Origin of the sequence: Thorsellia anophelis DSM 18579 (assembly GCF_900111395.1) — a bacterium.
GTDB classification, from domain to species: Bacteria; Pseudomonadota; Gammaproteobacteria; order Enterobacterales; family Thorselliaceae; genus Thorsellia; species Thorsellia anophelis.
On the sequence record NZ_FOHV01000004.1, the window covers coordinates 106,588 to 133,550 of the forward strand.

General features: G+C 34.7%; 20 protein-coding genes, 5 tRNA genes and 1 pseudogene. 16 read left to right on the plus strand and 10 right to left on the minus strand.

What is annotated here, in order from left to right:
* Positions 1 to 50 precede the first annotated feature (50 nt).
* From BMW37_RS03485 to BMW37_RS15885, 7 genes and pseudogenes are all read right to left on the minus strand, one after another.
* Entirely contained in the window at positions 51 to 1,070 is a 1,020-nt protein-coding gene (locus BMW37_RS03485) for an ABC transporter permease (RefSeq protein WP_093317986.1), read from the minus strand.
* Between the two features lies 1 nt (position 1,071).
* On the minus strand, positions 1,072 to 2,175 hold the full coding sequence (locus BMW37_RS03490) for a microcin C ABC transporter permease YejB (protein WP_093317845.1): 1,104 nt from the start codon (positions 2,173 to 2,175) through the stop codon (positions 1,072 to 1,074).
* A 29-nt stretch (positions 2,176 to 2,204) separates the two neighbouring features.
* Complete coding sequence (locus BMW37_RS03495; protein ID WP_093317987.1) at positions 2,205 to 3,974, minus strand: extracellular solute-binding protein; 1,770 nt, start codon at positions 3,972 to 3,974, stop codon at positions 2,205 to 2,207.
* Between the two features lie 250 nt (positions 3,975 to 4,224).
* Positions 4,225 to 4,716 (minus strand): annotated as a pseudogene (gene mepS, locus BMW37_RS03500) (bifunctional murein DD-endopeptidase/murein LD-carboxypeptidase); the annotation flags it as partial.
* 376 nt (positions 4,717 to 5,092) lie between these two features.
* Entirely contained in the window at positions 5,093 to 6,427 is a 1,335-nt protein-coding gene (locus BMW37_RS03505; protein WP_093317846.1) for a replication-associated recombination protein A, read from the minus strand.
* A gap of 31 nt (positions 6,428 to 6,458) precedes the next feature.
* Positions 6,459 to 7,085 carry an outer membrane lipoprotein periplasmic chaperone LolA gene (lolA, locus tag BMW37_RS03510; RefSeq protein WP_093317847.1) on the minus strand — a complete coding sequence of 209 codons (627 nt, stop codon included), beginning with the start codon at positions 7,083 to 7,085 and terminating at the stop codon, positions 6,459 to 6,461.
* A gap of 62 nt (positions 7,086 to 7,147) precedes the next feature.
* Positions 7,148 to 10,765 carry a DNA translocase FtsK 4TM domain-containing protein gene (locus tag BMW37_RS15885; protein ID WP_177168565.1) on the minus strand — a complete coding sequence of 1,206 codons (3,618 nt, stop codon included), beginning with the start codon at positions 10,763 to 10,765 and terminating at the stop codon, positions 7,148 to 7,150.
* Between the two features lie 513 nt (positions 10,766 to 11,278).
* On the opposite strand from BMW37_RS15885, the gene ybgC reads away from it, so the two are divergent.
* The 9 genes from ybgC to BMW37_RS03560 all read left to right on the plus strand — a co-directional run bounded on the left by ybgC (position 11,279) and on the right by BMW37_RS03560 (position 17,818).
* Positions 11,279 to 11,692, plus strand: a complete 414-nt coding sequence (gene ybgC / locus BMW37_RS03520) for a tol-pal system-associated acyl-CoA thioesterase (protein WP_093317848.1) — start codon at positions 11,279 to 11,281, stop codon at positions 11,690 to 11,692.
* A 4-nt stretch (positions 11,693 to 11,696) separates the two neighbouring features.
* Positions 11,697 to 12,377, plus strand: a complete 681-nt coding sequence (gene tolQ / locus BMW37_RS03525; protein ID WP_093317991.1) for a Tol-Pal system protein TolQ — start codon at positions 11,697 to 11,699, stop codon at positions 12,375 to 12,377.
* Between the two features lie 22 nt (positions 12,378 to 12,399).
* Positions 12,400 to 12,834 (plus strand): colicin uptake protein TolR, encoded by a 435-nt coding sequence (gene tolR / locus BMW37_RS03530; RefSeq protein ID WP_093317849.1) that lies wholly within the window; start codon positions 12,400 to 12,402, stop codon positions 12,832 to 12,834.
* 19 nt (positions 12,835 to 12,853) lie between these two features.
* Positions 12,854 to 14,107, plus strand: coding sequence for a cell envelope integrity protein TolA (gene tolA / locus BMW37_RS03535; RefSeq protein WP_177168566.1), 1,254 nt, complete (start codon positions 12,854 to 12,856; stop codon positions 14,105 to 14,107).
* Positions 14,108 to 14,311: 204 nt separating this feature from the next.
* On the plus strand, positions 14,312 to 15,607 hold the full coding sequence (gene tolB, locus BMW37_RS03540) for a Tol-Pal system beta propeller repeat protein TolB (RefSeq protein ID WP_093317851.1): 1,296 nt from the start codon (positions 14,312 to 14,314) through the stop codon (positions 15,605 to 15,607).
* A 57-nt stretch (positions 15,608 to 15,664) separates the two neighbouring features.
* A complete protein-coding gene (gene pal / locus BMW37_RS03545; protein WP_093317852.1) occupies positions 15,665 to 16,198 on the plus strand; it encodes a peptidoglycan-associated lipoprotein Pal in 534 nt (177 codons plus the stop codon).
* A gap of 117 nt (positions 16,199 to 16,315) precedes the next feature.
* Entirely contained in the window at positions 16,316 to 17,053 is a 738-nt protein-coding gene (gene ybgF / locus BMW37_RS03550) for a tol-pal system protein YbgF (RefSeq protein WP_093317858.1), read from the plus strand.
* Positions 17,054 to 17,267: 214 nt separating this feature from the next.
* A tRNA-Lys gene (locus tag BMW37_RS03555) sits at positions 17,268 to 17,343 on the plus strand.
* A gap of 398 nt (positions 17,344 to 17,741) precedes the next feature.
* Positions 17,742 to 17,818, plus strand: a tRNA-Met gene (locus tag BMW37_RS03560).
* 737 nt (positions 17,819 to 18,555) lie between these two features.
* On the opposite strand, the gene BMW37_RS03565 is transcribed toward BMW37_RS03560, so the two are convergent.
* The 3 genes from BMW37_RS03565 to BMW37_RS03575 form a co-directional block, all read right to left on the minus strand.
* A complete protein-coding gene (locus tag BMW37_RS03565) occupies positions 18,556 to 18,843 on the minus strand; it encodes a type II toxin-antitoxin system RelE family toxin (protein ID WP_093317859.1) in 288 nt (95 codons plus the stop codon).
* On the minus strand, positions 18,840 to 19,091 hold the full coding sequence (locus BMW37_RS03570) for a type II toxin-antitoxin system Phd/YefM family antitoxin (RefSeq protein ID WP_093317992.1): 252 nt from the start codon (positions 19,089 to 19,091) through the stop codon (positions 18,840 to 18,842). Before BMW37_RS03570 ends, BMW37_RS03565 begins: the two co-directional genes overlap by 4 nt.
* 88 nt (positions 19,092 to 19,179) lie before the next feature.
* Positions 19,180 to 19,326, minus strand: coding sequence for a DUF4113 domain-containing protein (locus BMW37_RS03575; RefSeq protein WP_093317861.1), 147 nt, complete (start codon positions 19,324 to 19,326; stop codon positions 19,180 to 19,182).
* 349 nt (positions 19,327 to 19,675) lie between these two features.
* On the opposite strand from BMW37_RS03575, the gene BMW37_RS03580 reads away from it, so the two are divergent.
* The 7 genes from BMW37_RS03580 to glnD all read left to right on the plus strand — a co-directional run bounded on the left by BMW37_RS03580 (position 19,676) and on the right by glnD (position 26,856).
* Positions 19,676 to 21,307: a CTP synthase gene (locus BMW37_RS03580; protein ID WP_093317863.1), complete on the plus strand. Its 1,632-nt coding sequence runs from the start codon at positions 19,676 to 19,678 to the stop codon at positions 21,305 to 21,307.
* Between the two features lie 180 nt (positions 21,308 to 21,487).
* Positions 21,488 to 22,789 carry a phosphopyruvate hydratase gene (gene eno, locus BMW37_RS03585; RefSeq protein ID WP_093317865.1) on the plus strand — a complete coding sequence of 434 codons (1,302 nt, stop codon included), beginning with the start codon at positions 21,488 to 21,490 and terminating at the stop codon, positions 22,787 to 22,789.
* Between the two features lie 292 nt (positions 22,790 to 23,081).
* A tRNA-Arg gene (locus BMW37_RS03590) sits at positions 23,082 to 23,158 on the plus strand.
* A gap of 30 nt (positions 23,159 to 23,188) precedes the next feature.
* Positions 23,189 to 23,264, plus strand: a tRNA-His gene (locus tag BMW37_RS03595).
* Positions 23,265 to 23,301: 37 nt separating this feature from the next.
* Positions 23,302 to 23,378 (plus strand) — tRNA-Pro (locus BMW37_RS03600).
* A gap of 213 nt (positions 23,379 to 23,591) precedes the next feature.
* A complete protein-coding gene (locus BMW37_RS03605) occupies positions 23,592 to 23,849 on the plus strand; it encodes a GrxA family glutaredoxin (protein WP_093317867.1) in 258 nt (85 codons plus the stop codon).
* 91 nt (positions 23,850 to 23,940) lie between these two features.
* Positions 23,941 to 26,856, plus strand: coding sequence for a [protein-PII] uridylyltransferase (glnD, locus tag BMW37_RS03610; RefSeq protein WP_093317869.1), 2,916 nt, complete (start codon positions 23,941 to 23,943; stop codon positions 26,854 to 26,856).
* Positions 26,857 to 26,963: the final 107 nt, after the last annotated feature.

The following is a 26,963-nucleotide window of genomic DNA, read 5'->3' on the forward strand; positions in this document are numbered from 1 at the left end:
ACCTTAAAGTAAGTTATTATTTAATAGATATATTGACTCATAGAATAAACTTACAGGTCTACATTAAAAGCATCACGTATCGCCTCGCCGATAAATACTAATGTTGTTAATACAATGGATAAAAAAATAAATGAGGTAAGTCCCAGCCAAGGCGATTGCAAGTTATTTTTACCTTGTAATAATAGCTCTCCCAAAGATGGATAAGAAGCCGGCAAGCCAAAGCCTAAAAAATCTAGTGACGTCAGAGTAGTAATTGAGCCCGTTAAGATAAACGGCATAAAGGTTAGTGTTGAAACTAATGCATTTGGCATGATATGCCTTTTCATAATAATGAAATTACTGACGCCTAATGCTTTTGCAGACCGAACAAAATCAAAATTACGCATCCTTAGAAATTCAGCACGAACTAATCCCACTAGCTCCATCCAACCAAATAGCACTGTTATTGATAATAACCACCAAAAATTAGGCTCAACAACACTAGCTAGTAAAATGATTAAAAATAGAGTTGGTATACTTGACCATACTTCGATAAATCTTTGACCACTCAAATCTACCCATCCCCCATAGTATCCTTGCAGTGCGCCAACGATTATTCCTATGCTACTTGATAGTAAAGTTAAAGCTACTCCAAAAATAAGAGAAATTCTAAATCCATAGAGTAATATGGCTATTACATCACGGCCTTCTTGATCGGTACCTAGCCAATTTTGCTTATTAGGTGGGGCAGGGAAAGGGAATTGGCTAGCATAATTAATTGTATTATAACTGAACTTGATAGGCGTCCAAATTATAAAGCCATTATTTTCTATGATATTTGTAATATAAGGATCATGGAAATTAGTGGGTGAATCAAATTGGTTTGTAAATATTTTCTCACTTGGCATATTGACGATTGGGAAGTACCATTTCCCATCAAACTTAACAAAAATAGGCTTATCATTAGCTATTAATTCAGCAAATATTGCTAAAATCATAATTAAAAAGAAAATATAAAAAGCAAACACGCCACGTTTATTTTGTTTGAATTTATGTAGTCTTAATTGGTTTATTGGGTTTAAATGCAGCATGTTATTCACTTTTCTCAAAGGTAATCCTTGGGTCTACCCAAGCATAGGTTAAATCACTAATAATTTTAATGAGTAAACCTAACAACGTAAAAATGAAAAGAGTACCAAATATAACAGGGTAATCTCTTTGTAATGTGGCTTCATACCCTAATAGTCCAAGACCGTTAAGTGAAAAAATCACCTCAATTAGAATCGAACCTGTAAAAAACATTGCTATAAAAGTACCTGGAAATCCGGCAATAATAATTAACATAGCATTCCTAAATATGTGCCCATATAGAATTTTATTTTCTGTAAGACCCTTTGAGCGAGCGGTTACCACATATTGCTTGTTCATTTCTGCGAGAAAGCTATTTTTAGTCAGAAGTGTTAATCCAGCAAATCCGCTAATCACGGTGGCAAGGATAGGTAAACTGATATGATGAAAATAGTCTAAAATACGTTTGTGAAGTGGCCAGTTTTCACTGTTTATGGAACTTAAACCACGTAGTGGAAACCAATCTAAAAAACTGCCTCCTGCAAACAACACTATTAATAGCATTGCAAATAAAAAGCCAGGAATAGCGTTTCCAATTACAATGACTAAGCTCGACCACACATCAAATTTTGAACCGTCTTTTATGGCTTTTTTGATGCCAAGTGGTATTGAGATGAAATAAATTAATAATGTACTCCATAATCCTAGGGATATTGATACAGGTAATCTGTCTACAATTAGATTGATAACAGAGGAACCTTTAAACAAGCTGTCACCAAAATTAAAGTGTATATAATTCTTAAGCATTGTCACATATCTAATATGTATCGGCTTATCGAATCCATATTGTTTTTTTATGGCCTCAATTTGAGCATCATCTAAGCCACGCGATCCTCTGTAGTTTTTTGCCGTCTGAGTCAGTGATATATTTTCTATGCCTGCATTGCCCGAAATTTTATTCATCGCAGATTCATGAAGGCTCGTTGAGTTTTCTCCTAACTCTATTTTAGCAATAGCTTGTTCGACAGGCCCGCCAGGAGCGACTTGAACAATAAAAAAATTCAAAGTCACAATTGCCCAAAGTGTAGGGATTAATAGAAGTAATCTTTTTAAAAAGTAAATTAGCATGATTTATAGTATTTGTTAGGAAATAAGCTTCATTTAATTAAAGACTCTGCTTTTGATTGTTCATACCACCATGTATCAACGCCAATATCATAATCAGGATAAATTTCTGGTATACCAAATTTATTCCAATGTGCAAAGCGAGTATTGGCTGTGTACCATTGAGGAAACATATAATATTGCCAAGTCAGAATTCTGTCGAGTGCTCTGCTTAAAATCATCAACCTCGCTTCATCACCTTGAGCTTCTGCTATTTGTTCAATCAAGTGATCAACAGCAGGATTTGCCACTCCTGATGCATTATAGGTTGAATCAATATAATCAGAGTGCCAAAAATAAAATAGATTGCTGTCTGGAAAAACCCAAGCGGGGTAAGACTTAATAATCATATCATAATCCCTAGCTTGCATTCTTTTTACATATTGGGAAACGTCAACCTGTCTAATTGTCATGATTATGCCAATTTTCTCTAATGCTTGTTGGAATTGTAATAGATGACTAGTTGGTGAGCCGGAATAAGTTAATAATTCAAATTCAAATTGCTTATTTGATTCATCATTTATTAATTTGCCATTTTGTAATGACCAGCCCGAGTTTTCTAATATATCTAACGCTTTTATCAGGTTTTCACGATTAAAGCCAGAAGAGTCAGTTACAGGAGCTTTAAATGCAGGACCAAACACTTCTTTAGGTAAAATGTCTTTAAAAGGCAGTAATATGGCGAGTTCATCACTTGATGGTAGACCTGTTGCTGCATATTTAGTATTTTGAAAAAAACTATTTGCTCTTGTATAACTATTATAAAATAGCATTTTATTTAGCCATTCAAAATCAAAACTCAGTGCGATTGCTTCCCTAATATTTCTATCCTCAAAAAGAGGGGAGGTGATATTAAATGCAAACCATTGAGTATTAGCGGCAGCATTATTTTTACGCTCAACTTTTAATATATTACCATTATCAAAATTTTCCCCATGATAAGCCGTCGCCCAGTTTTTTGCTCTGTTTTCATATTGCACATCAAAAGCACCGCTCTTAAATGCTTCGAGAGTGACATTCCCATCTAAGAAATAATCATAACGTATAGTATCAAAATTATACATGCCCGTATTAATAAACAGATCTTTTGCCCAATAATCTTTAACTCGTTCATAGACAACATATTGACCCATTTTATAGTCTTTTACTTTATATGGACCACTTCCTAAAGGAGGGGTGATAAGTGGTTCATTTAGTTTTTTATCATGCCAATAATGCTTTGGAAGGATTGTTAAGTTAATAAAATCAAACAAGAGGGATTTATCTGGAGTGGGAAGGGTGACAGAAAATCTATTTTTATCTATAATGGATAAGCTAACACCTTCAAATTTTTTCGCGAACTGTACTACCCCTTCGGTTTTAAACTTATCAAAGGAAAATAGAACGTCTTCGCTTGTTATTGGAGAATTATCATGGAATCTTGCATTTTTATTTAGTGTGATTTCTGCGTATTGATAATTTGGGTGTATCGAAATAGATTCAGCAATTAGAGGATAATAAGATGCCGCATCATCTAACGATTGCTTAAAAAGAGTATCGTAAAGCTCTCCAGTTCTCTCAGCTGCAACACCTCTTTGAGCAAAACGATTAAAATTATCAAATGTACCTAACGAAGAAAGTACTAACTGACCAGTTTTTGGGGCGTTTGGATTGACATAATCTGGGTGTTTTGTATTTTCGGAATATTTAGGAATACCTAAAATAGATAGGGATTTAAAGGAAATTAAATTATCATTCGATACTTGATTTGCACTCGCTAACATTGGAATCAATAATAACGATATTAGCTGAGTGATATAGCGAAAAAAAATAAAAAGCTTACACATATTGCCATCTACCAAAATATGTAATAATGAATAAACGATAGATAGCTCTATCGCATTTTATAACTTAGCTATTCTTATTTTTAGACTTATTAGTGGTTTGCTTTGAATTGGATTCTTTAAATAGATTTTCATTGACCGATTTTTTATTTTGCTTATCAGAAGATAGTGCGGCTATTGAAGTCGGTTTTAGTACGCGTCTTGCTTCATTAAATCTATTTTTCCAATATCTGTCATTCATATCAGAAATTGTCACCCCAATAGAGGTTGAGGCATGGACGAATTTATCATTGCCTATATAAATACCAACATGCCTACCCGTAGATCCTGCATTGAAAACAACAATATCACCGTGGATCAATGCAGTTTTTGCAATTTTTTCGCCAATTTTTTGTTGTTCTCTAGTTGATCTTGGTAAAGTCACGCCAAATTGTTCTTTAAAAGTTAATTGTACAAAGCCTGAGCAATCTATCCCTTTTTTGCTGCTTCCCCCTAATCTGTAGCGTACACCTTTCCATGTAGCATATTGATTCATGATTTTTTCACGTGTGTCTAAGCTGTTTACCATTTTTTCAAATTCAGCTTGACTTGATTTGAGTGATTGTGCGAGAGCTTGTGAATCAATAGTCGGTTTCGAATTACAAGCAACTAGTAGGGTGCTTATTAGTAGCATGCTAGTCATTTTGCAGATATTTGATTTATGTAACTCATAAATCTTTTTTACATGTCTAGTTTTAAGACTCTGTATTAAATTAAATTTAGAAGACTTAGTATCTGATAAATTTTTTTCTGAACTTAAGGTGCTCGATCGTAATGTTGCCATTATGAGGGGTTTCCTGTCAGGATTAAATAACTTAACTTGCAATTAAATAAGTTAAAAATGTTATTGTTAAATAGAATTAAGGGCTTTTGATTTTTCTTTACTATTGTTATATATCATAAGCCCACGGAAATAAAAATTTAGTTACACGACAAAACAATTAGAGTTTACAAAAAAAAACAACACAGGTCTATTGTTTTATTTATTTTTTTTCATATTTTCATATCTTTGTAAATATTTACATTTGCTGGTTCTCCTCTAAAGATTGTAACCAGTTGAGTTTGTCCTGTATTTTTTTCTCTAATCCTCTATCAGTAGGATAGTAAAATCTAAGATTTTCAATCTCATCAGGTAAATATTTTACACCGATGGAATAAGCATTTTTTTCATCATGAGGATAGCGATATTCTTTTCCATAACCTAAGTCTTTTAGTAATTTTGTCGGAGCATTTCTAAGATGATATGGAACTTCGTAATCAGGCAATTCAGATGCTGCTGCTATAGCAGCAGCAAAAGCAGTGTATACAGCATTACTTTTAGGTGCACAGGCCAGGTATAATGTAGCCTGTGCAATAGCTCGCTCTCCCTCTGATGGGCCAACACGAGTAAAGCAATCCCATGCAGAAATAGCAATTTGCATCGCTCTTGGATCAGCATTTCCTATATCTTCAGATGCGATTGCAAGTAATCTTCTTGCAACATATAAAGGATCTCCTCCAGCAGTGAGAATGCGTGCATACCAATATAATGCTGCATCAGGAGCCGATCCTCTAACTGACTTATGAAATGCTGAGATAAGATCATAAAATTTATCTCCTTTATTATCGTACATTGCAGTTCTAGCACCTTGTGCTGCATGAAGACTTTCCTTGGTAAGGATATATTGTTGATCATCATTAATATCAGCCATATCAAACATCATTTCTAATGTATTTAAGGCTTTTCGCGCATCACCATTTGCTAGTTCAGCAATTAAAGTCAGCAAATCATGTGCAATTGAAATTTTGTATTCACCAAGACCTTTCTCTTTATTGTTTATAGCTGAATTAAGCAGATTTACTATATCATCTGTTGTTAACGATTTTAGCAAATATACTCTAGCTCGTGATAAAAGTGCTGAGTTTAGCTCAAAAGAAGGATTTTCTGTTGTTGCGCCAATAAAAGTGATTGTGCCATTTTCAATATGTGGTAAAAAGGCATCTTGTTGTGATTTATTGAATCTATGTACTTCATCAACAAATAATAGCGTTTTTACTTGCTGCTGTTTAAATAGTTCAGCCCTATTAATTGCATCCCTAATTTCTTTTATACCAGAGGTTACAGCAGAGATCCTGATCACTTCAGCTTTCGCATAAAAGGCTATTAATTCGGCTAAAGTTGTTTTTCCCGTACCAGGTGGTCCCCAAAGAATCATTGAATGTAATCGACCTGCTTTGATAGCTTTGTATAAAGGTTTTTCTGGGGAAAGTAGATGTGATTGACCTAAGTACTCATCAAGAATTTTTGGCCTCATTTTTGCGGCAAGAGGTAAAAATTCGTTATTATCATTCAAATCAAGTGTATAATTTTGCATTTGGCTTTTCAATTTAATATTCAATCAGATATTATCGTTGATCATCAAATGTCACACCATCAGGTATGTCAAATTTGAATTTATCATCTGAAACAGGCTGGCTATTTTGGTTACTTAGTTGATATTCACTTTTTTGCCCATCTAGTTCGACTGATACAAAACTTTCTATTGTGCCTGCAGGTGTAACCCTGATATCAAATTGCTTGAGACTGTTTGAGTCAGATTTTGGGGTGAGTGAAAAATCATTTCCACGTTGTTTAATGTTATATTGTGCCCAGTCTGAATTTTTATTTCCTGCAATTAATATAAAAGGTGTGTTTGCTGTTGCATCAGCTAAGTTTGTCGCTGTTACTTGCTCAATGAATGGGTTATAAAACCATAGTGTTTTACCATCTGAAATAAGTTGACTTTCATCTGGCACTAATGTGTGCCAGTTGAATAAATTAGGACGTTTAACCCACATCTCACCTTCGCCACTTTGTATTAATTTTTTATCGGCATCATATACTTTTTGAACGAAACTAGATTGGAAAACGTTAATCTTATCTAGCCTGCTTTGTAGATTTTGTTGTGCGTCTGCATGAGCATTAATAGAAATTAAACTTAATGTGATAATAACTAAATTAATTAAGATGTTTATGTAATGTTTGGTTTGCATATTATACCTTATTAAAAATACTGGTTGATGATGAAGATTAGACATACTTTATCATTTATCGATCATTGTGCAAGCACTTCTCTATTACCATTATGAGCAGGTGCGCTTACTATGCCTTGAGCTTCCATTTCTTCTACAATTCTTGCAGCTCTGTTATATCCAATTCTAAATTGTCTTTGTATACCAGAAATTGATACTCTTTGTTTTTCAATAACAAATTGTACAGCAGCATCAAAAACTGCATCCACAATCTCTTCATCTGTTGTCTCATTTTCATTATTACCTTTATCACCAGCTGTGATAGCATCTATATATTGGGGTTTGCCACGAGCTTTCCAATTAGATACAACATTATGAACTTCTTCGTCTGCAACAAACGCACCATGAACACGAATGGTAGTTGATGAATTGGGCGGTAAGTAGAGCATATCACCTGCACCAAGAAGTGATTCAGCCCCTCCTTGGTCTAGAATTGTTCGCGAATCAATTTTACTTGATACTGTAAATGCAATACGAGTAGGTATATTTGCTTTAATTAAGCCAGTTATTACATCTACCGAAGGTCTTTGGGTGGCTAAAATAAGGTGTATACCTGCTGCTCTAGCTTTCTGAGCTAAACGCGCAATGAGTTCTTCAACTTTTTTGCCCTCTGTCATAATCAAATCAGCAAATTCATCGACAATAACGACTATAAATGGGAGTTTTTCAAGTGAAGGAATGGAAATGTCCATACTATCTCCTGGCTTCCAAAACGGATCTGGAATAGGCCTTTGCATTGCTTCAGCTTGTTTGATTTTTTCGTTATAGCCTTCCAAGTTTCTGACCCCTAAAGCAGCCATGAGTTTATAACGACGTTCCATTTCTGCAACTGACCAGCGTAGTGCATTTGCAGCATCTTTCATATCAGTTACAACATTAGTTAGAAGATGTGGAATACCTTCGTAAATAGAGAGTTCTAACATTTTAGGATCTATCATTATAAAACGAACTTCTTCAGGTGATGCTTTAAATAAAATACTAATTATCATGGCATTTACGCCAACAGACTTTCCTGATCCAGTTGTACCAGCAACTAATAAATGAGGCATTTTAGCTAGGTTAGCTACAACTGGCTCTCCTCCAATATCTTTGCCTAGAACAAGAGCAAGGGGAGATTGCATTTCTCTAAATGCTTCACAGTTAAGAACATCACGTATTACAAGTGTTTCACGCTTAGGATTAGGTAATTCCAAACCAACATAAGGTTTGCCGGGTATAACTTCAACCACGCGTACAGCACTGACAGAAAGTGCTCGCGCTAGATCTCTATCGAGAGTTGTAATCCTAGATACCTTCACACCAGGAGCGAGTTCTAGCTCATATCGGGTGATAACAGGCCCTGAACAAATACCGACAACGGTTACTTTAATTCTAAAATCTGCCAATGTGTTTTCAATTAAGATTGCAGTCTCATTAATTTGCTCTTGATCTATTTCAATTTTTTCACTTGATTGATTAAATAATAAATCAAGTGTCGGTAAAGGTTCAGACGGTTTTTCCAACTTTTCTGTTTCTCTAAAAAGTAGGGGGTGAAATAGCGGGTCCTCATTTTTAGGTCGGTGAATGACATCACTTATAGATTCATCATGAGTTGATATTGGGTTTAGTGATGAGGAACTATGTTCACCATCAATAGCCTCATTAGGTGTTATTTCACTAATTGATTGAGTTTGTTCATGATCACCTAAATTAACTGTATCAAGTTGAGATGAACTATGCATTTGTTCAGCTGATTGCCAACTATCAGCTGAGGGAGGGGGTGTTAAATTTGTTTTTAAGTCAACTAAATTATTACCATTGTGATTAGGTTGTTGTTGTTTAACTGAAAAAGCAGTTATTTCTTCTGCTTCGACCGGTACTTCAATTTGCGCTACATCAGCTATTAGTAAGCTGTTAGCGTGGTTAAGGCTTTCTTGCTGTGAATTTAAATCTTTAATTTTATCTTGAGTTAAGTTAGTTACCGGTTCAATCTGAGTGTTTAGCTTTGTGAAATTAGCTTGAGGCAAATCAGTATGACCTGGTGTCACTACCTGAACAGGCGCAGTAGAAATTCTTCTTAAGACAATAGTCTCATCATCTATTTGTTCAAAAATAACTTCTGTATATTCATTTTCACTAATACGACCTAGGATATTTTTAGCATCCCTATTGAGAACTGCCTTAGTAGAAGAGCCATTATAGACAGTGGTTTGTTTAATCTCTTTTTTATAATCGACTGGATGCTTAGGGTGTGTTTCAGGAATTTTAATCCCATAACTTGCTAACTCTGCTCGAACACGTTCACGTTCTGCTATTCTCTTTTCTTCGATTGTTTGCGGAGAATCAATCGAACTAGTCGGTTTGCTTATATCTGAACCTTTTATTGGAAATACAGGATTAGAGCGCTTTTGTTGTTCTAGTAAAGCAAGTTTTTCGTTCAATGATAAAGTTCTTTTCTCTTCATTTTTACTTGTTTGAATACCGGTAGTTGCACTATGTTCAAAGATATTTTGTTGTTCAGGTAATTCATTTTGTGTACTCATAGTAATAATATGCTTTGAAGTCTCATCATTGATTGGTTCAACTATACTAGGTTGAGATAGGTTAACTTGATTAGCTTCGTCAATATCATTATGCTTTTTCTCTGTATTAGAAATATTTACAATGGCATCCTGTATTGGTGTAGGATTAATATCGCTAGGTTGATACTCACCTTGCTCTGTATTTTCTTGATTAAGAAGTCCATATTCTTCATGATTATTTTGTGTAATATCGAATGTGGGTAGATCATCATTAGGCTTGGTATGAATAATGGATTGTGAAGTTGGGATTGTTTCACTATCTAAATTTTTTGACTGTGCTTCATTTGTTGAATCTTCTAAATGCGACAATTCAATCATATCAATAATAGGATAATCCTGGTCATGACTATCAGAGCTTTGTTTTGATTTAGAATTTACCTCAGGCTCATTATTATCTGTGTCTGTATCCATAAATGCGAAATAATCTTGGTCATCTACATCTGGATCCATTTCATCAAGCACTTGTTTATCTCTTGAACGGCCAAAGGTAACAGTAAGTAGAACAATTTCTCCTAATTTTTCAGCAACGACTAAAGGAGAAAGTTTTGTTAAAATCGCAAAACCCAGCACCCAAGTTAAAAGCATTAATAGTGTGCTTAAAACACCATTAAAATGTATACCTAAGAGAAGGGCAAAAAGCGTGCCTATCAAGCCGCCTGCGGAATAATTAGGATTATCATCAATATTGAGTGTTGCTAATGTACAAGAGCTAACTATGAGTAAAAGAAAACCTATTAATTTTAATGATATTTGCCAAAAACAGATAGAAGTTCGATTTCTATTATCTGTATAAACTAGTATTGAGAAGGTAATGGTTAATACTGGTAACAAGTAAGTGCTAATGCCAAAAAGGAAAAAACACATATCGGCAATAAATGCACCAAAGTAGCCTGCAATATTCGTTGTAATAGGGGAGGTTGATGTTTGAGTCCAGCCAGGATCAGCTGGGTCATAGCTGAAAACAATTACTGCCAAAACAATGCTAAATAAGCATAAAATCATTAGTGTGATCTCTAAAATATAATGTCTGATATTTAAAAGATCTGAATTTTCTACTTCTTCATGATATGGATTAGACAAAACTATTTCCTTCAGGTAAATCGTTATATTGACGCTTTATGCTTCATTGTTTCCATTAGATAATGGCATTATCAATAAGCATTCAGATATTCGTTAGGTTAAGTTTAACATTTTAACTGCTAGGTTGTTAAGTTGTTTTCTATTATTACGATAAGCATTAATTTTCTTAATTTTAATAATGTAAATTATTGTATTTATTACAGCTTGCAAAATACTAAATTCGTTAAATTCTTTAGCTATAGCAAAAAGACTTTGTGTAGCCCCGTTTGAAATAAGTATGCGGTTTTTTATTTTGTTTAAAATCATTGTGTTATTTTGGTTTTTTATGGTTTTATTTGAATGTATTTTATATGGTTTTTGCTTTTTTTCATTAGGATAATTCAGTATAAATTTTTGAAAAAATTAATGGAGTTATGGTGACTGATATTTAACACTATTGAAAATTGAAATTTAGTGATAAAATTAGAGGTATAGCATGTTTTTATGCGTTTTCATAAATTAGGTAATATACAGATGGAAAAAAAATCTCACCATAAATGGCCAATAAGAGTGTACTATGAAGACACAGATGCAGGCGGTGTAGTTTATCATGCAAGGTATGTTGCTTTTTTTGAAAGAGCAAGAACAGAATTATTAAGAGAAAAAGGTTTCTCTCAAATCGCTTTACTTGAACAAGATGTTGCCTTTGCTGTTAGGAAAATGAATCTTGAATTTCATAGACCTGCGGTTTTGGATGATTCTTTGATTGTGGAGACTGTAATTAATAAAGTCAATCATGCTTCGATTCAGTTTCATCAATCGTTGTATAATTCGCAAAACGGTTTATTACTTAGTGAAGCTAATGTTGTTGTAGCCAGTGTAAGTAAACAAAATATGAAGGCAATTAGGTTGCCTGGTTTTATTAAAGTGGGGTTTAGTTGTGAGTAATGACATGAGTATTATTGGCTTGTTTATGCAAGCGGGCTTGTTTGTTAAATTTGTAATGTTGGTTTTACTTGGTTTTTCCATTTCATCTTGGGCAATTATAATTCAACGTACTAGAGTATTAAGCTCCGCAACAAATGATGCAGAGGCATTCGAAGACAGATTTTGGTCGGGAATAGAATTATCTAGATTATACCAAGAAAGTCATGATAGAAGAGACAGTTTGATTGGCTCAGAACAAATTTTTTATTCTGGTTTTAAAGAATTTGTAAGGCTTCATCGTGCAAATTCTGATGCGCCAGAAGCTATCATTGACGGCTCTGCTAGGGCAATGAGAATAGCTATGAATAGAGAAATGGAAACATTAGAAGCGTATATCCCATTTTTAGGAACAGTTGGTTCAATTAGCCCTTATATAGGTTTACTTGGAACAGTTTGGGGAATCATGCACTCCTTTATCTCTTTGGCAGGCGAAAAGCAGGTTTCTTTGCAAACAGTTGCACCAGGCATCGCAGAAGCATTGATTGCAACAGCAATAGGATTGTTTGCTGCAATACCAGCGGTGATGGCTTATAACAGACTAAATCAACGTGTGAATAAACTTGAACAAAATTATGATAACTTTGTTGAAGAGTTTACGGCAATATTACATCGCCAAGCTTTTTCACATAATCCTGCGAAGCAATAATTTATTAAAATAGGATTTAAAAATGTCTCGACGTCGTACAAGATCATCAAAAAGGGAGCTCAAATCTGAGATTAATATTGTACCATTTTTAGATGTTTTATTAGTGCTTTTACTTATTTTTATGGCTACCGCACCTGTAATTAGTCAAAGTGTTGAGGTCGATTTGCCAAATGCGAGTGATTCTTCAGTCGTTGACGCTAGTGAGAATCCTCCTGTTATAGTTGAAGTTTCTGATGTAAATGTTTATGTGATGATAGTTAATCAAGAAAGAAGCAGCCCGCTAACCGAAGCTTTATTAGTGGAAGAAGCTAAACAGCAACTCTTGACAAATCCTCAGACAACTTTCTTGATTGGCGGTGCGAAACAAGTTGAATATAATGAAATCATTAAAGCACTTGATACATTAAGACTTGCCGGTGTAACAAAAGTTGGGTTAATGACTCAACCGCTAAATTAGAATCTACTTAGGTGTTGATGTGACAAATAACTTTTCAAAAAGAAAAAATAGATTTACGCTATCATTCATCTTATCACTTTTACTGCATATTACCTTGTTAGGTATACTTATATTTGCCGCTTTTACCCATGTAATGGATGAAACAGGTAGCGGTAATGAAGGGGCACTGATTGATGCTGTAATGGTAGATATGGATGCAATGAATGCACAAGACATTAGAGCTACAAAACAAGAATCAAGTCGTAACGAAGCGGAAATTGTTCGTGAACAGAAAAACGAAGAAGAAAAAAAAGCATTAGCTGAAATTGAAAAAGAAATCCAAGATAAGCAAAAAGCGTTAGACAAAGAGCTCGAAGCTAAAGCTTTAGCTAAAGAACAAGAGTTACATGCTGCGGCTGAGGCTTTAAAAGCGCAAGAAGAGGCTCAAAAAGCTGCTGAAGCAGAATTGATAGCTGCTAAAGCATTACAAGCTGAATCTCTTAAAAAAGAGGCCGAAGAAAAAGCATTGAAATTAAAGCAAGAAGCAGACGAAAAGCGTAAGCAAGATGAGGCATTAAAAAAAGAAATAGCTAAAAAGAAACAAGAGGAAGAAGCAAAAGCAAAAGCAAAAGCCGAAGCCGAAAAGAAAAAAATAGAAGCTGAAGCCAAGGCTAAGGCAGAGGCTGAAAAGAAAAAAGCAGAAGCTGAAGCTAAGGCTAAGGCAGAGGCTGAAAAGAAAAAAATAGAAGCTGAAGCTAAGGCTAAAGCCGAGGCAGAGAAAAAACGGAAAGAAGCTGAAGCAAAAGCAAAGGCGGAAGCTGAAAAGAAAAAATTAGAAGCTGAAGCAAAAGCAAAAGCGGAAGCTGAAAAGAAAAAGAAAGAAGCGGAGGCTAACGCAAAAAAATCTGGTGACATGGATAAATTAATTGGAGATTTAGCTTCAGGTGCTAATCGTGACGATGGTAAAGGAGCAGCTTTAGGTGCAGGCGGTGGTAATACTGCGGGTAACTCAAATGTGAATACAAGCGGCTATCAAAATGCTGTTATAGCGGTAATAAAGAATAATATGTATGATGCAAGAAAGTTACATGCTAATAAGCAATGTGAAATAGTTATTAGAATTAATCGTGACGGCTCTTTAATTTCAGCTAAAAGACGAGCTGGTGATGATGGACTTTGCCAGCAGGCTTTGGCAGCAACTAATATATCCAAATTGCCAAGGCCAGAAACTGATGAAGTTTATAATGTTCTGAAAAATCAAGATATAGTGCTAGTTTTTAAATACACTAACTAAATTGAATAACAGTAACAAAAAGCATGAATTAAATCTTAATAATTTTTTTTTATATTATGCTAGAATGGACTAAAATGTTTCATAGAAGATTTAGTAATGTATCTCTAGCGTTTTTCATCAGTTTTAGTTGATGTTAATATTAAATTTACAATTGATTTTCAACATAAGTATTAGTGTTGTACTCTATAAGAGGGATAGTCGTAAATGAAAAAGTTTTATTTAATCAGTATTATGATCTTGATGTTATTTGCAAAGATTGTGGGTGCTGAAATTAGGATTCAAATAAGTGAAGATGTAGATGCAGCAAGACCAATTGCCATATTGCCATTTAATTCTGTAGGTGGTGGAATATCAGGCTTAGATGTATCGAACATAATAAGTGCTGATCTTAGGAATAGTGGGAAATTTAGTCCTTTAGAAGCAGGGCAATTCCCACAAAACATTAGTAATGTCGCTGAGATCCAGCCTGCTTTGTGGAGATCACTGGGAGTGGACTCAATTATATCTGGCCAAATCCAACCTGCTTCAGATGGACGATATACATTGACTTACCAATTGATAGATATATCAACTGGTGTACCTAATGTTATGATGCAAAATCAAGCTCAGATTCAAACACAATGGTTTCGCTATGGTGTTCATGCAGTAAGTGATGAAGTATTTGAAAAATTGACAGGCATTAAAGGTGCGTTTAGAACGAAAATTGCTTATGTAGTTAAAACTAATACCTCTCAGTACTCTCATGAGTTAAGGGTATCTGATTATGATGGATTTAACGAAATAACAATACATAAAGCTTCTCAGCCATTAATGTCACCTTCGTGGTCGCCAGATGGAACGAAAATTGCTTTTGTTTCCTTTGAAAATGGACCTTCAGCTGTTATGTTGCAAGATACCCAAACTGGTAATGTAAGAAAAATAGCTTCATTTCCAAGGCATAATGGTGCACCTGCATTTTCACCTGATGGTACTAAAATTGCCATGGCACTTTCACAGACAGGGAGCTTGAATTTGTATGTTATGGATGTTGGATCTGGAAGCTTAAGGCAAATAACTAATGAAAGAAGTAATAGTACTGAGCCGGCATGGTTTCCAGATGGTCAGACATTAGCATTCACATCCGATAAAACGGGACGGCCACAAATTTATAGAACAAGTCTTGGCGGTGGTTCAGGGCAAAGGATTACATTTGAAGGCAACCAAAATCAAAATGCTAGAATTAGCCCAGATGGTAAATTCATGGTTTACATTACATCTTCAGGTGGCCAACAAAGACTAGTAAAACAAACATTCGCTAATAATGCACTGCAGTTTTTAACAAATTCTGATTTGGATGAATCCCCTAGCATTGCACCAAATGGCACGATGGTGGTTTATAGCACAGGTGGTTATGCTTCAAAATTAGGCTTGGTTTCTGCAGATGGGCGATTTAAAACTTCTTTACCCTCTAGTGGAGGACAAATAAAATATCCTGCATGGGGACCTATTGTTGCGAAATAATGGCTTTTAACTTACTTAACGTATAAATTATTACAATATTTTAATAAAGGATTAATTATGAAATTAAATAAATTAAATAAAACACTTTTGGTGATTTTACCAATGTTTGCTTTAGCTGCGTGTAAATCTAATTCTCAAACTACTGATGATGTTTACACTGGTGACGATGGTATGCTAATGGAATCGGGACAGTTACCTGGTTTTGGTGGCGGCAATGAGTTTGGTTCGTTAAGCGACCAGGCTAGAATGCAACTTCAAGATTTGCAAAGAGATAATATTATTTACTTTGGATTTGATCAATATGATATTGGCTCTAATTACATGATGACATTAGATGCTCATGCTGCATTCTTAAGAGATAACCCTTCAATACGTGTTGTGATCGAAGGTCATACGGATGAAAGAGGAACTGCTGAGTATAACATCGCTTTAGGTGAACGCCGTGCTAATGCGACAAGAATATACTTACAGGGACGTGGAGTAAGTGATGAGCAGATGCAAATAGTTTCTTATGGGAAAGAAAAACCTGCTGTATACGGCAATGATGAGTCTGCATTTGCCAAAAACCGCCGTTCTGTGTTAGTTTACTAGTCATATCAATAGAACACGCATATTCTTATGCGTGTTCTTCTCAAAACTCCTCGTTTAGTCAAATTTGCTCCCTCTATAAAATAGTTAGAACAATTATTATTAATAATAGGTGAATTTATGAAAATCAAAAAGTTACTTTTAAGTTATTCGATTACATTTGGATTTGCATTTTTGTCACCATTTGTAATTGCTAATACTACAGATGATAAAATTGCACAGCTAGAACGAATAACAACTGCGCATGGTCAATTATTTTCTCAAATCCAGCAACAACTATCTGCCAATCAGCAAGATATAAGTAATATACGTGATCAAATGGATCAACTGCAATACAAGCTTGATCAAGCGGTAAATAAGCAAGAATTACTTATGCAACAATTTAATCAAATAGTGCCTGAATCAAATTCGGATAATACATCCATACCTAGTGACACTTCAGTAAACACAAATAATAGCCAAAATTCACAGGCTAACACACCAGTTAGCAGAGGTAATGATTTTGAAGACTATAATACTGCAGTAAATTTAATTTTAACTAGTCAAAAATATGATGAAGCTATTATACAGCTTCAACAATTTATCAAAAATTATCCAAAGTCTGATTATTTAGCTAATGCTTATTATTGGCTGGCACAATCCTATTTTAGTACAAATCAAATGGACAGAGCAGCAGAAAATTTTGCTTTTGTAGTTAAAAATTACCCAGATTCAGCAAAAAGTTCAGATGCATTTTTTAAAGTTGGGCAGATACTAGAGAATAAAGGAGATATCGAGAAAGCTAAGGCAGTATTCTCCGAGGTGGTTAAATTATATCCTGGAACAGAATCAGCAAAGAAAGCCCAAGCTAAACTATAATATTAAGTATTTAAAATTTACCAATCACCATAATCCCCCCACCTAATAAGGTGGGGGGATTATGGTGATTATATTTCCGATAAATTCAGCTTGCATGTTTATTGCTCATATTGATTGATCTTTGCGCCATAGTGGATTAAATATACGCAGTTAGATTCAATAATTAGAAAAAAAAGTTGATCATAAATTGAATTTAAGTAAACTAATCAACGTTGGGCCGTTAGCTCAGTCGGTAGAGCAGCTGACTTTTAATCAGTTGGTCGCAGGTTCGAATCCCGCACGGCCCACCAACAAACATAGAATTACTGCTAATTTTTAGTATAAAAAAACCTTCCAAAAAAAGCATTTCCTATTAAAATTATCAATCCTTTATCTAACTAAAATCTATTAACAACTTTCAAATACATACATTCAAAAGAAGTTATACATATCAGAATACCGCTCAAAGTGAAAAATGCTATAAAAGTCGTTCGATTTTTTCATTCTTAAAATTAAGAATGCCATTTGACCGTATTTTTTTGTGCATGTTAGCTATATGAATAAAGCATTAAAATTGATCACACAGGTCAAAAGTTGGCTGATATATAATCATCTTGATTTTAAAATGTTCAAATAGCGCTGATTTTAGCTTGTTTTATTAAATAGATGTTGTATGTTTTCAAAAGTAAGGTATCATACTCTCATCAGTCGCGGGGTGGAGCAGCTTGGTAGCTCGTCGGGCTCATAACCCGAAGGTCGTAGGTTCAAATCCTGCCCCCGCAACCACTGATAAACCTTCAAAAAATCCTAGATGCCTATAATTATACACGTCTACATTATCGAAATTCATAATCACTAGCCAAAAAGTCATAATTAATCACTTTTATATAATAATATCAGTAATTTAAATTAAAAATCTGATAGGAATCACCAAGGAAAATGCTAATTAATCATTTTTTGAATAGCGGAATATAGGGTAAACAGGAGCCAGGTCAACCTTATCCTCAAGAGCAAACTCAACTATTTGAACAGTTAGTTTTCCGAGCGTTAGCTGAAGGGATATTGAGTGAATCCAAAGCCGCTGAATTATTGCAAATAACAGTAATGACGCTTCATAAACAGCGTCAAATGTTGGCTGAGGTGGTGTAGATGTATTTGTTGATAAGTGATGCAGTTCCTTCATTGAACTAAAGTCTGATTGTTCTGGAAGCAGGGCAGATTCTTGAGAATTTCTTCCGCCTGCCTTACCAATTTAAAGTGCCGAAGTCCTATAGAGTATAAACAAAAGTGCTTTCGATAAATTGTACTAAAAAGGGTTGCCATACCAGCTTTACGAAAAACAACAAAAACGAAAGCCATTTTAGTACAAGGAACGCTATGGGCTGTTGAACAGCTTGTAAAACACGGAATCCTTACGGTTGAAGGTGCATTAAACTCTTACAGTAAAATGGAGCAAGCGGGGCGTAGATGACAGTGGGTGCAGGATAAACAACGATTAGAACGCGTTAAATAACGTTTTAAGGTTATCTCATCCGTTCACTTGCAAGCAGGTATACTTCACTCCGTTCTCGTTTGCCTACTGCGACAACGGCAATAATAAGCTCATTCTCTATAACTTGATAGACTAATCTAAATCCAGCTGTGCGTAGCTTGATTTTATAACAATCTTTCATCCCCTTTAATTTAGCAGAAGGGATATGAGGGTCATCTGTACATTTCTTTAATTTTTTGGCAAATTGACTTTGAATAGTCTTATCCAATTTATTCCACTCTTTAAGTGCCTCTTCCCTAAACTTAACCCTATAACTCATAAATAGCTATCCAAATCAACATCCACTAATGGCTGATTACTCCGTTCTTCGACTAATTTAGCTAACTCGTGATCATCCAGCGCTTCAAGCATTTTTTCATAAAGTTCAGCTGGCACGCAATAAAATGCAGGCTGATTTCGATTCAAAATAGCGACTGGAAATCCCTCACCAGAGCTTACAGTTGCCATAGGATTTTTTTTCAACTCACTGACACTAGCACATGTATCACTTAAAATTATACTTGTCATAGACCACCTCATTTGAATAGATTGTTTAATTGTACTAATTTTACACGGCATAAGACCTATTAACAAGTCTTTTCCAGTAAACGGAATTTCATTTAACAATAGGCAACTCCTTCCAATTGGTTGTATAAGCAGGCGATAAAAATTGTCGTTTCATTGCCCAATGTGGGTTAATCCCTTGGCTGGCAAAAAAGTGCATATGTCGCTGTTTTTGGTTCAAGCTATCTAACACATTCATGAGTTTATTGTTTCGTTCGTGGTTATTCAAAATATCAACAGCTTAAATTAATGATGTGACAATAATCACAAGAAAATATGTTAATTAATCATTTTTTGAACAGCGGAATGTAGGTTCAAAACCTTTAATAAAACCGTGGAATAAAAAATTAAATCCTTAATAAAAAATAATATAGTATTTTGTATGAGAAAGAGAATTGTACATATCCATGACTTGATATATACTACTTTCCCGTCCAGTAAGCATATTTAATTGTCTTTATTTTATTACAAATAGATTTAGATAATTAATCTTCCAGCAGGCTTAGTTTTACTTTAATAAGTAATTACAATAATCTTCAGAGTTTAATATGACCACAAAATACGTATTTGTCACAGGTGGAGTTGTATCTTCATTAGGAAAAGGCATTGCAGCCGCCTCACTTGCTGCTATATTAGAAGCTCGTAATCTCCGCGTTACTATGATGAAGTTAGATCCTTATATTAATGTCGATCCTGGAACGATGAATCCAACTCAGCACGGAGAGGTTTATGTGACGGATGACGGGGCTGAAACAGACCTTGACTTAGGGCACTATGAACGTTTCATCAGAACTAAAATGACCCGAAGAAATAGTTTTACGACCGGCAGAGTATATTCTGAAGTACTTAGAAAGGAACGTCGTGGTGATTACCTTGGTGCGACAGTCCAAGTTATTCCGCATATAACAAATGAAATTAAAAATAGAATTTTAGCAGGTAGTGAGGGATATGATATCGCCTTGATTGAAATTGGTGGTACTGTTGGAGATATCGAATCTTTGCCATTCTTAGAAGCGATAAGACAAATGGCGGTAGAAGTAGGGCGTGAAAATACCTTGTTTTTACATTTAACCCTTGTACCCTATATCGCAACGGCTGGTGAAGTTAAAACGAAACCTACCCAACATTCTGTAAAAGAGTTATTATCAATCGGGATTCAGCCTGATGTTCTGATTTGTCGTTCAGAAAAATCAATTCCTTCAAATGAACGTTCTAAAATTGCACTATTTTGTAACGTACCAGAAAAAGCGGTGATTTCACTGAAGGATGTGAATTCAATTTATAAGATTCCAGGTATTTTGAAATCTCAAGGGTTGGATGATTTTGTTTGTGAACGGTTTAATTTTGACTGCAAAGAAGCCGATCTATCTGAATGGGAGCAAGTGATTTATGCAGAAGCTAACCCTAGGGGTGAAGTGACTATCGGCATGATTGGAAAATACGTTGCACTTCCTGATGCATATAAATCCGTTATTGAAGCACTTAAGCATGGTGGACTAAAAAATAGATTAACTGTTAATATAAAGTTAATTGATTCTCAAGACATCGAGACTAGGGGTGTTGAAGAAACGCTCAATGATTTAGATGGCATTCTAATTCCTGGAGGATTTGGTTATAGAGGAGTAGAAGGTAAAATATCAGCTGCTAAATATGCAAGAGAAAATAAAATTCCTTTTTTTGGCATATGCTTAGGCATGCAAGTTGCATTTATTGAATTTGCAAGAAATGTAGCTAAACTTACCGATGCTAGTTCTACAGAATTTGATAATCAGACGAACACACCTGTTATTGCGCTTGTTACTGAGTGGCAAAATGAAAATGGTGAGTTTATACGTAGAAATGATGAGGCTGATATGGGTGGATCGATGAGATTAGGTGGACAATTAGTGAATTTATCAAGTGATAGCTTGACAGCTAAACTCTATGGTAAAACTCAAATTGTTGAACGTCACCGTCATCGTTATGAAGTCAATAACCAATATCTTGAAGGGATAGAGAAAGCAGGCTTAAATATTGTAGGCAAATGCACTAATAATAAATTAGTTGAAATTATTGAGTTACCAGATCATCCTTGGTTTATTGCATCACAATTCCATCCTGAATTTACATCCACACCAAGGGATGGACACCCATTATTTGAAGGGTTTGTTAAAGCAGCTTTTGAAATAGCTAAGCGTTAATAATTCTTAGTTATTTAAGTAAACGAAGTGAGATTTTGATTGATTAATATCAGCAAAATGTTCACATATATTGGCATGAATTAACGAATAAGTGTAAAGTTGTAGGGTGAAATTTTTCTAAGCAATTTTATATTTTTATGTATTTTTTGTATTAACTGTAACTTAACTGAGGAAATCATAATGGCGAAAATCGCAAAAGTAATTGGTCGTGAAATCATTGATTCACGTGGTAATCCTACTGTAGAAGCTGAAGTTCACTTAGAAGGTGGATTTGTTGGTTTAGCTGCTGCACCGTCAGGCGCATCTACAGGATCACGCGAAGCATTAGAATTAAGAGATGGTGATAAATCACGTTACCTTGGAAAAGGCGTTCTTAAAGCTGTTAATGCTGTAAATGGTGCAATTGCAACTGCGTTAGTTGGTAAAGATGCTAAAGATCAGGCTAACATCGATCAAATTATGCTTGATTTGGATGGTACTGAAAACAAATCTAATTTGGGTGCCAATGCAATTTTAGCCGTATCGCTTGCTGCAGCAAAAGCAGCTGCTGCATCTAAGGGCATGCCATTATATGCTCATATCGCTGAATTAAATGGTACTCCAGGCCAATATTCAATGCCTCTACCAATGATGAATATTATCAATGGTGGTGAACATGCAGACAATAATGTTGATATTCAAGAGTTCATGATCCAACCTGTAGGTGCTAAAACATTTAAAGAAGCAGTTAGAATTGGTTCTGAAATTTTTCATCATTTAGCAAAAGTTTTAAAAGCAAAAGGTTTAAATACAGCTGTTGGTGATGAAGGTGGTTATGCACCTAATTTAGAATCTAATGCTGCTGCACTTGCTGCAATAAAAGAAGCAGTAACAGCAGCAGGATACGTATTAGGAACTGATGTAACGTTAGCTTTAGATTGTGCTGCTTCAGAATTTTATGATAAAGCATCAGGCACATATAATATGAAAGGTGAAGGTAAAACTTTCACTTCTAATGAATTTACGCATTATCTAGAAGGATTAGCTAATGAATACCCAATTAAATCTATTGAAGATGGTTTAGACGAGTCTGATTGGGATGGTTTTGCATACCAAACTAAAGTTTTGGGTGGGAAAATTCAGATCGTTGGTGATGATTTATTTGTTACTAACACGAAAATCCTTAAAGAAGGGATTGATAAGGGAATCGCTAATTCAATCTTAATTAAATTTAATCAAATCGGTTCATTAACTGAAACATTAGCTGCAATTAAAATGGCTAAAGATGCTGGTTATACAGCTGTTATCTCTCACCGTTCTGGTGAAACTGAAGATGCAACTATTGCTGACTTAGCAGTAGGTACTGCTGCTGGCCAAATTAAAACAGGATCAATGAGCCGTTCTGATCGTGTGGCTAAATATAACCAGTTAATCCGTATTGAAGAAGCTTTAGGTTCAAAAGCACCTTTTAATGGATTAAAAGAAGTGAAAGGCCAAGCATAAAAAATTTTTTATGTGATTAGTTTTGGCTAAATTCATATCTAAAATATTTTTTTTAAAAAGATCGCAATCTAGCGGTCTTTTTTTTAAGCTTAATTTATGAAGTTTCTATATATCATACAAATAAATATCATAATTGAACGTATATTTATTTCTTTAAGGAAAGATTTTTTTGATTGTTTAATCATCAAATCAGCATTTTTTGTGCAAAGGTTCGCCAATTGAGCATTATTTTATAAAAAGTACTAGACAATGTGCTCTGAAATACGTACTATGCGCTCCGCAACGGCGCGATGCGCCCGTAGCTCAGCTGGATAGAGCGCTGCCCTCCGGAGGCAGAGGTCTCAGGTTCGAATCCTGTCGGGCGCGCCAATGGCATACGGGTATCGTGAAATTGTTATGGTGACTATAGCTCAGTTGGTAGAGCCCTGGATTGTGATTCCAGTCGTCGTGGGTTCGAGTCCCATTAGTCACCCCAAATCAATGTGATTAGATAAATTATTCTTTTCATACATCGGCGAGTAGCGCAGCTTGGTAGCGCATCTGGTTTGGGACCAGAGGGTCGTAGGTTCGAATCCTATCTCGCCGACCACTCTTTCATTAAAATACACTTTCGACAAAGCTACTTTACTCATCTAATCTTGATCCCCATTTTTTATTTGACATATAAAAAAATTATAGTTTTAACTTTTCGCTATGAACTATGCATTTTATTCATTATAATTTTTTTAAAAAATTGCTATAATCAATACAGTATGAAAATGTTTTTTTTAGTTTAATTAATTATCTAATTCTAGGAGTATGTATGCAAGTTGTGATTTATGGCAGAGATAATTGCCCATATTGCGTTAAAGCTAAAGCGTTAGCGACAAAATTAAAAGGAATGATTGATGGATTTGATTTTGAGTATATAGACATCATTGCTAAAGGTCTAGATAAAGAAGACCTAGCCAAAATTGTTAATAAACCAGTTCAAACCGTACCTCAAATCATTTTAGACGGTAAGCCTATTGGTGGTTTTACTGAATTTGATGCCTATGCTAAGGCTAATTTAGGCGCATAAATATATTAAATGCGTGTCTTCTAATAAGCAAAGATTGACACGCCTACTGAGCATCGTAAAATTAACTATTTCACGTATGAAAGGCTTTTAGATGGATAATCGTTGTACTAGCTTTTATCTTAAAAAAATTGAAAATTGCTTTTCTTTACCTCTAAAATTAGCTTTACCCCCATCCTCTTTGCAATCAAATGAGCTTAAATCATTTAAATTATCATTAAAACAAACCCTTAATGAATTTACAGGCTGGCAAATTGAGCTTGTTAAATCACAACTAACGGCTAGAGATGCATCCAGCATAATTACTACCGTACTTGAACACAGAACCAATATAATTGATTCAATTGTTAAACTATGGTTCGATTCATCTTATGCTGATACCAACTCAGAAAGCAAACAATTAACTGTTATGGCTATTGGTGGGTATGGACGTTCCCAGCTATCTATTTATTCTGATATAGATATTTTAATTTTGCATGAAAAGGATGAGATCACTGAACAAGAAGCAAATGAAATTAGTCTGCTTACACAACTATTTTGGGATATAGGGCTCATACCAAGCATTCAAACTTCTTCATTTAAGATATTTTTGACCTTAATGCAAGAAGATATCTCTCTGGCAACAAGTGTTTTATCAGCAAGAACTCTTATTGGAAAAGATAAATATAGCAAGGCGTTAGTTGATTTGGTGCAATCTTCACAACTATGGTCACATGAAGCATTTATTAAAGAAAAATTGCATGATCAAAAAGTTCGCCATGACCGTTATCAGAGTACAGGTTATCATTTAGAACCTGACATTAAACAGAATATAGGCGGTCTAAGAGACCTTCATTTAATCTATTGGGTGATTAGAAAATGTTATAAAGAGTATGATTCACTTGACGATTTATTCAAGTCATCAATGATTACTGAAAAAGAGTTTCATATAATTAGTGAATCTGAAAAAATACTTTTACTCTATAGATTTGCTTTGCATTCAATTCTACAAAGACCTGATGATAGACTTCTGTTTACACACCAAATTAGTATTGTTGAAAATTATCCTTTTTTTCAAAATCTAGATTCTAATCTGCTTACAATGGCAAGAACAAATTTAGTGTCTCACGTAGAGTCTATGATGAAATGCCTTTATCAAAATATGGCAAGTATAAGCTTGCAAACTCGTATCATATACGAAATAGTAAGTGCACCTTTTAGAAATATATCAAATTTAGTTAGTTGCAAGGTGCTATCTGATGAATTTATGCTAAAAATCTATACTAGCGGCATAGATGAAATAAGGTTATCTTCACATGAGAGTTTTTCTAAGTACAATATATTAAGCTTGATGCCAAATCAGCAGTTTACGCCAGATAATTTGATGAGGTTTTTCTATCATTTAGCTGAATATGAAGTGACTTTTGATCACATTGAACTTGAGACACTCAGATCGTTAAATCAGATTTACTCAGAATTTCCTTCCTTTTTAGTTGACTCTTCAAAAGCACGAGCGGACTTTATTAAAATTTTAATGCATCCCAATGCGATAAAATTTGCACTCATTCCTTTACATAAGCTGTGTATTTTATGGCATTACATGCCTAATTGGACACATGTAGTAGGCCTAATGCAGTTTGATAGGTTTCATGCTTATACTGTTGATGAGCATACTTTTCAGGTATTAGCACAAATTGAACTGATGAAGGATGAATCAAATAAAAACTTGGCAAGTATGCTTTATAAAAAACAATCAAAAACTTCCATTTTAACTTTAGCAGGGCTATTTCATGATGTAGCAAAAGGTTTAGGAGGGGAGCACGCTAAAAAAGGAAGAGAGATTTTTGATTTATTTGCTCGGCAACATTCACTTGATTTAGAAATCACTAATACAACTGGCTGGCTTATCGAACACCACTTATTGCTTTCTGTTACTGCACAAAGAAGAGATATATCTGATTTATCAATTATAGCCGAGTTTGCTAAACAGGTAGGGACACAAGAGAGACTTGACTTACTTTATATTCTTACCGTTGCTGATATTAAAGGAACTAATCATACATTGTGGAGTGGATGGAAACAGAGCTTACTAGAACAATTATATCATTTGACTAGTAGCTATTTGACAAAATCCCACTTATTCAAATCGAATTGGCGTCAACGAATAAAACAAAATAAGCATGAGGCTAGTGAATTATTTATCAGCCAATGCAAAAAAATTACCTTAGCTAATATTGTTGATAATCAAATTGTAAAGCACAGCCTATATGATTCTGCACTATCTGAATTACTTGAGACATTTTGGAGGCGTTGCCGAGTCGATTATTTAATGTACCATCACCCTAAGCAGCTCGCATGGCATGCTCAAATGCTTCTTATTCAAGAGCCTTATTCAATAGACAGTTTAGATGATAACTATCGAATTAAAATCATCAATAACCTTCCTCCTGCGGCGATTCATGCAACTAATCAATTTGTCCAAGGTGGAACAGAGTTATTTGTATGGTGCAAGGATAGACAAAATTTATTTGTTGCAATTGTCAGCCTAATGGAACGACGTAATATTTCAGTACTACACGCTCAGATATTTACAAATCGGGATAACATGGCAATGGATAGTTTTGTCATATCTGAAAGAACAGGCACTCCGCTTTCACTTGCTAGGCAGGCTTTGATAAAAAAAGAATTACATCAGTTAGTATTACAAAATGAGCTGCTTGTTACTAAGATAAAGCCTAAAAAACAAGTTGAACATTATTTTCAACATCAGACTGAAATAAAATTTATAGAATCTGATAATATTAGCCGAACCTATATTGAGATTAATGCATTAGATAGACCCGGTTTATTATTCACAATTGCAAATGTTTTTGCACAATTCTCGCTTAGTTTACTTGGAGCAAGAATAACGACAATTGGTGAGCGCGTTGAAGATATGTTTATTATTACAACAAACCAACGGCTGGCACTTGATGAAACATTGAAACAACAACTTAAACAAAAATTATTAACTGAAATAGAGTTCCTTTAAATTAGGTTGATAAAAGCATTACACTAGCATTTTTAGGGTTGTATAATAGATAGAATAATTGTAATTGAAATGAGATTTAGATTCATCAAAACTAAACATCGAGTTGT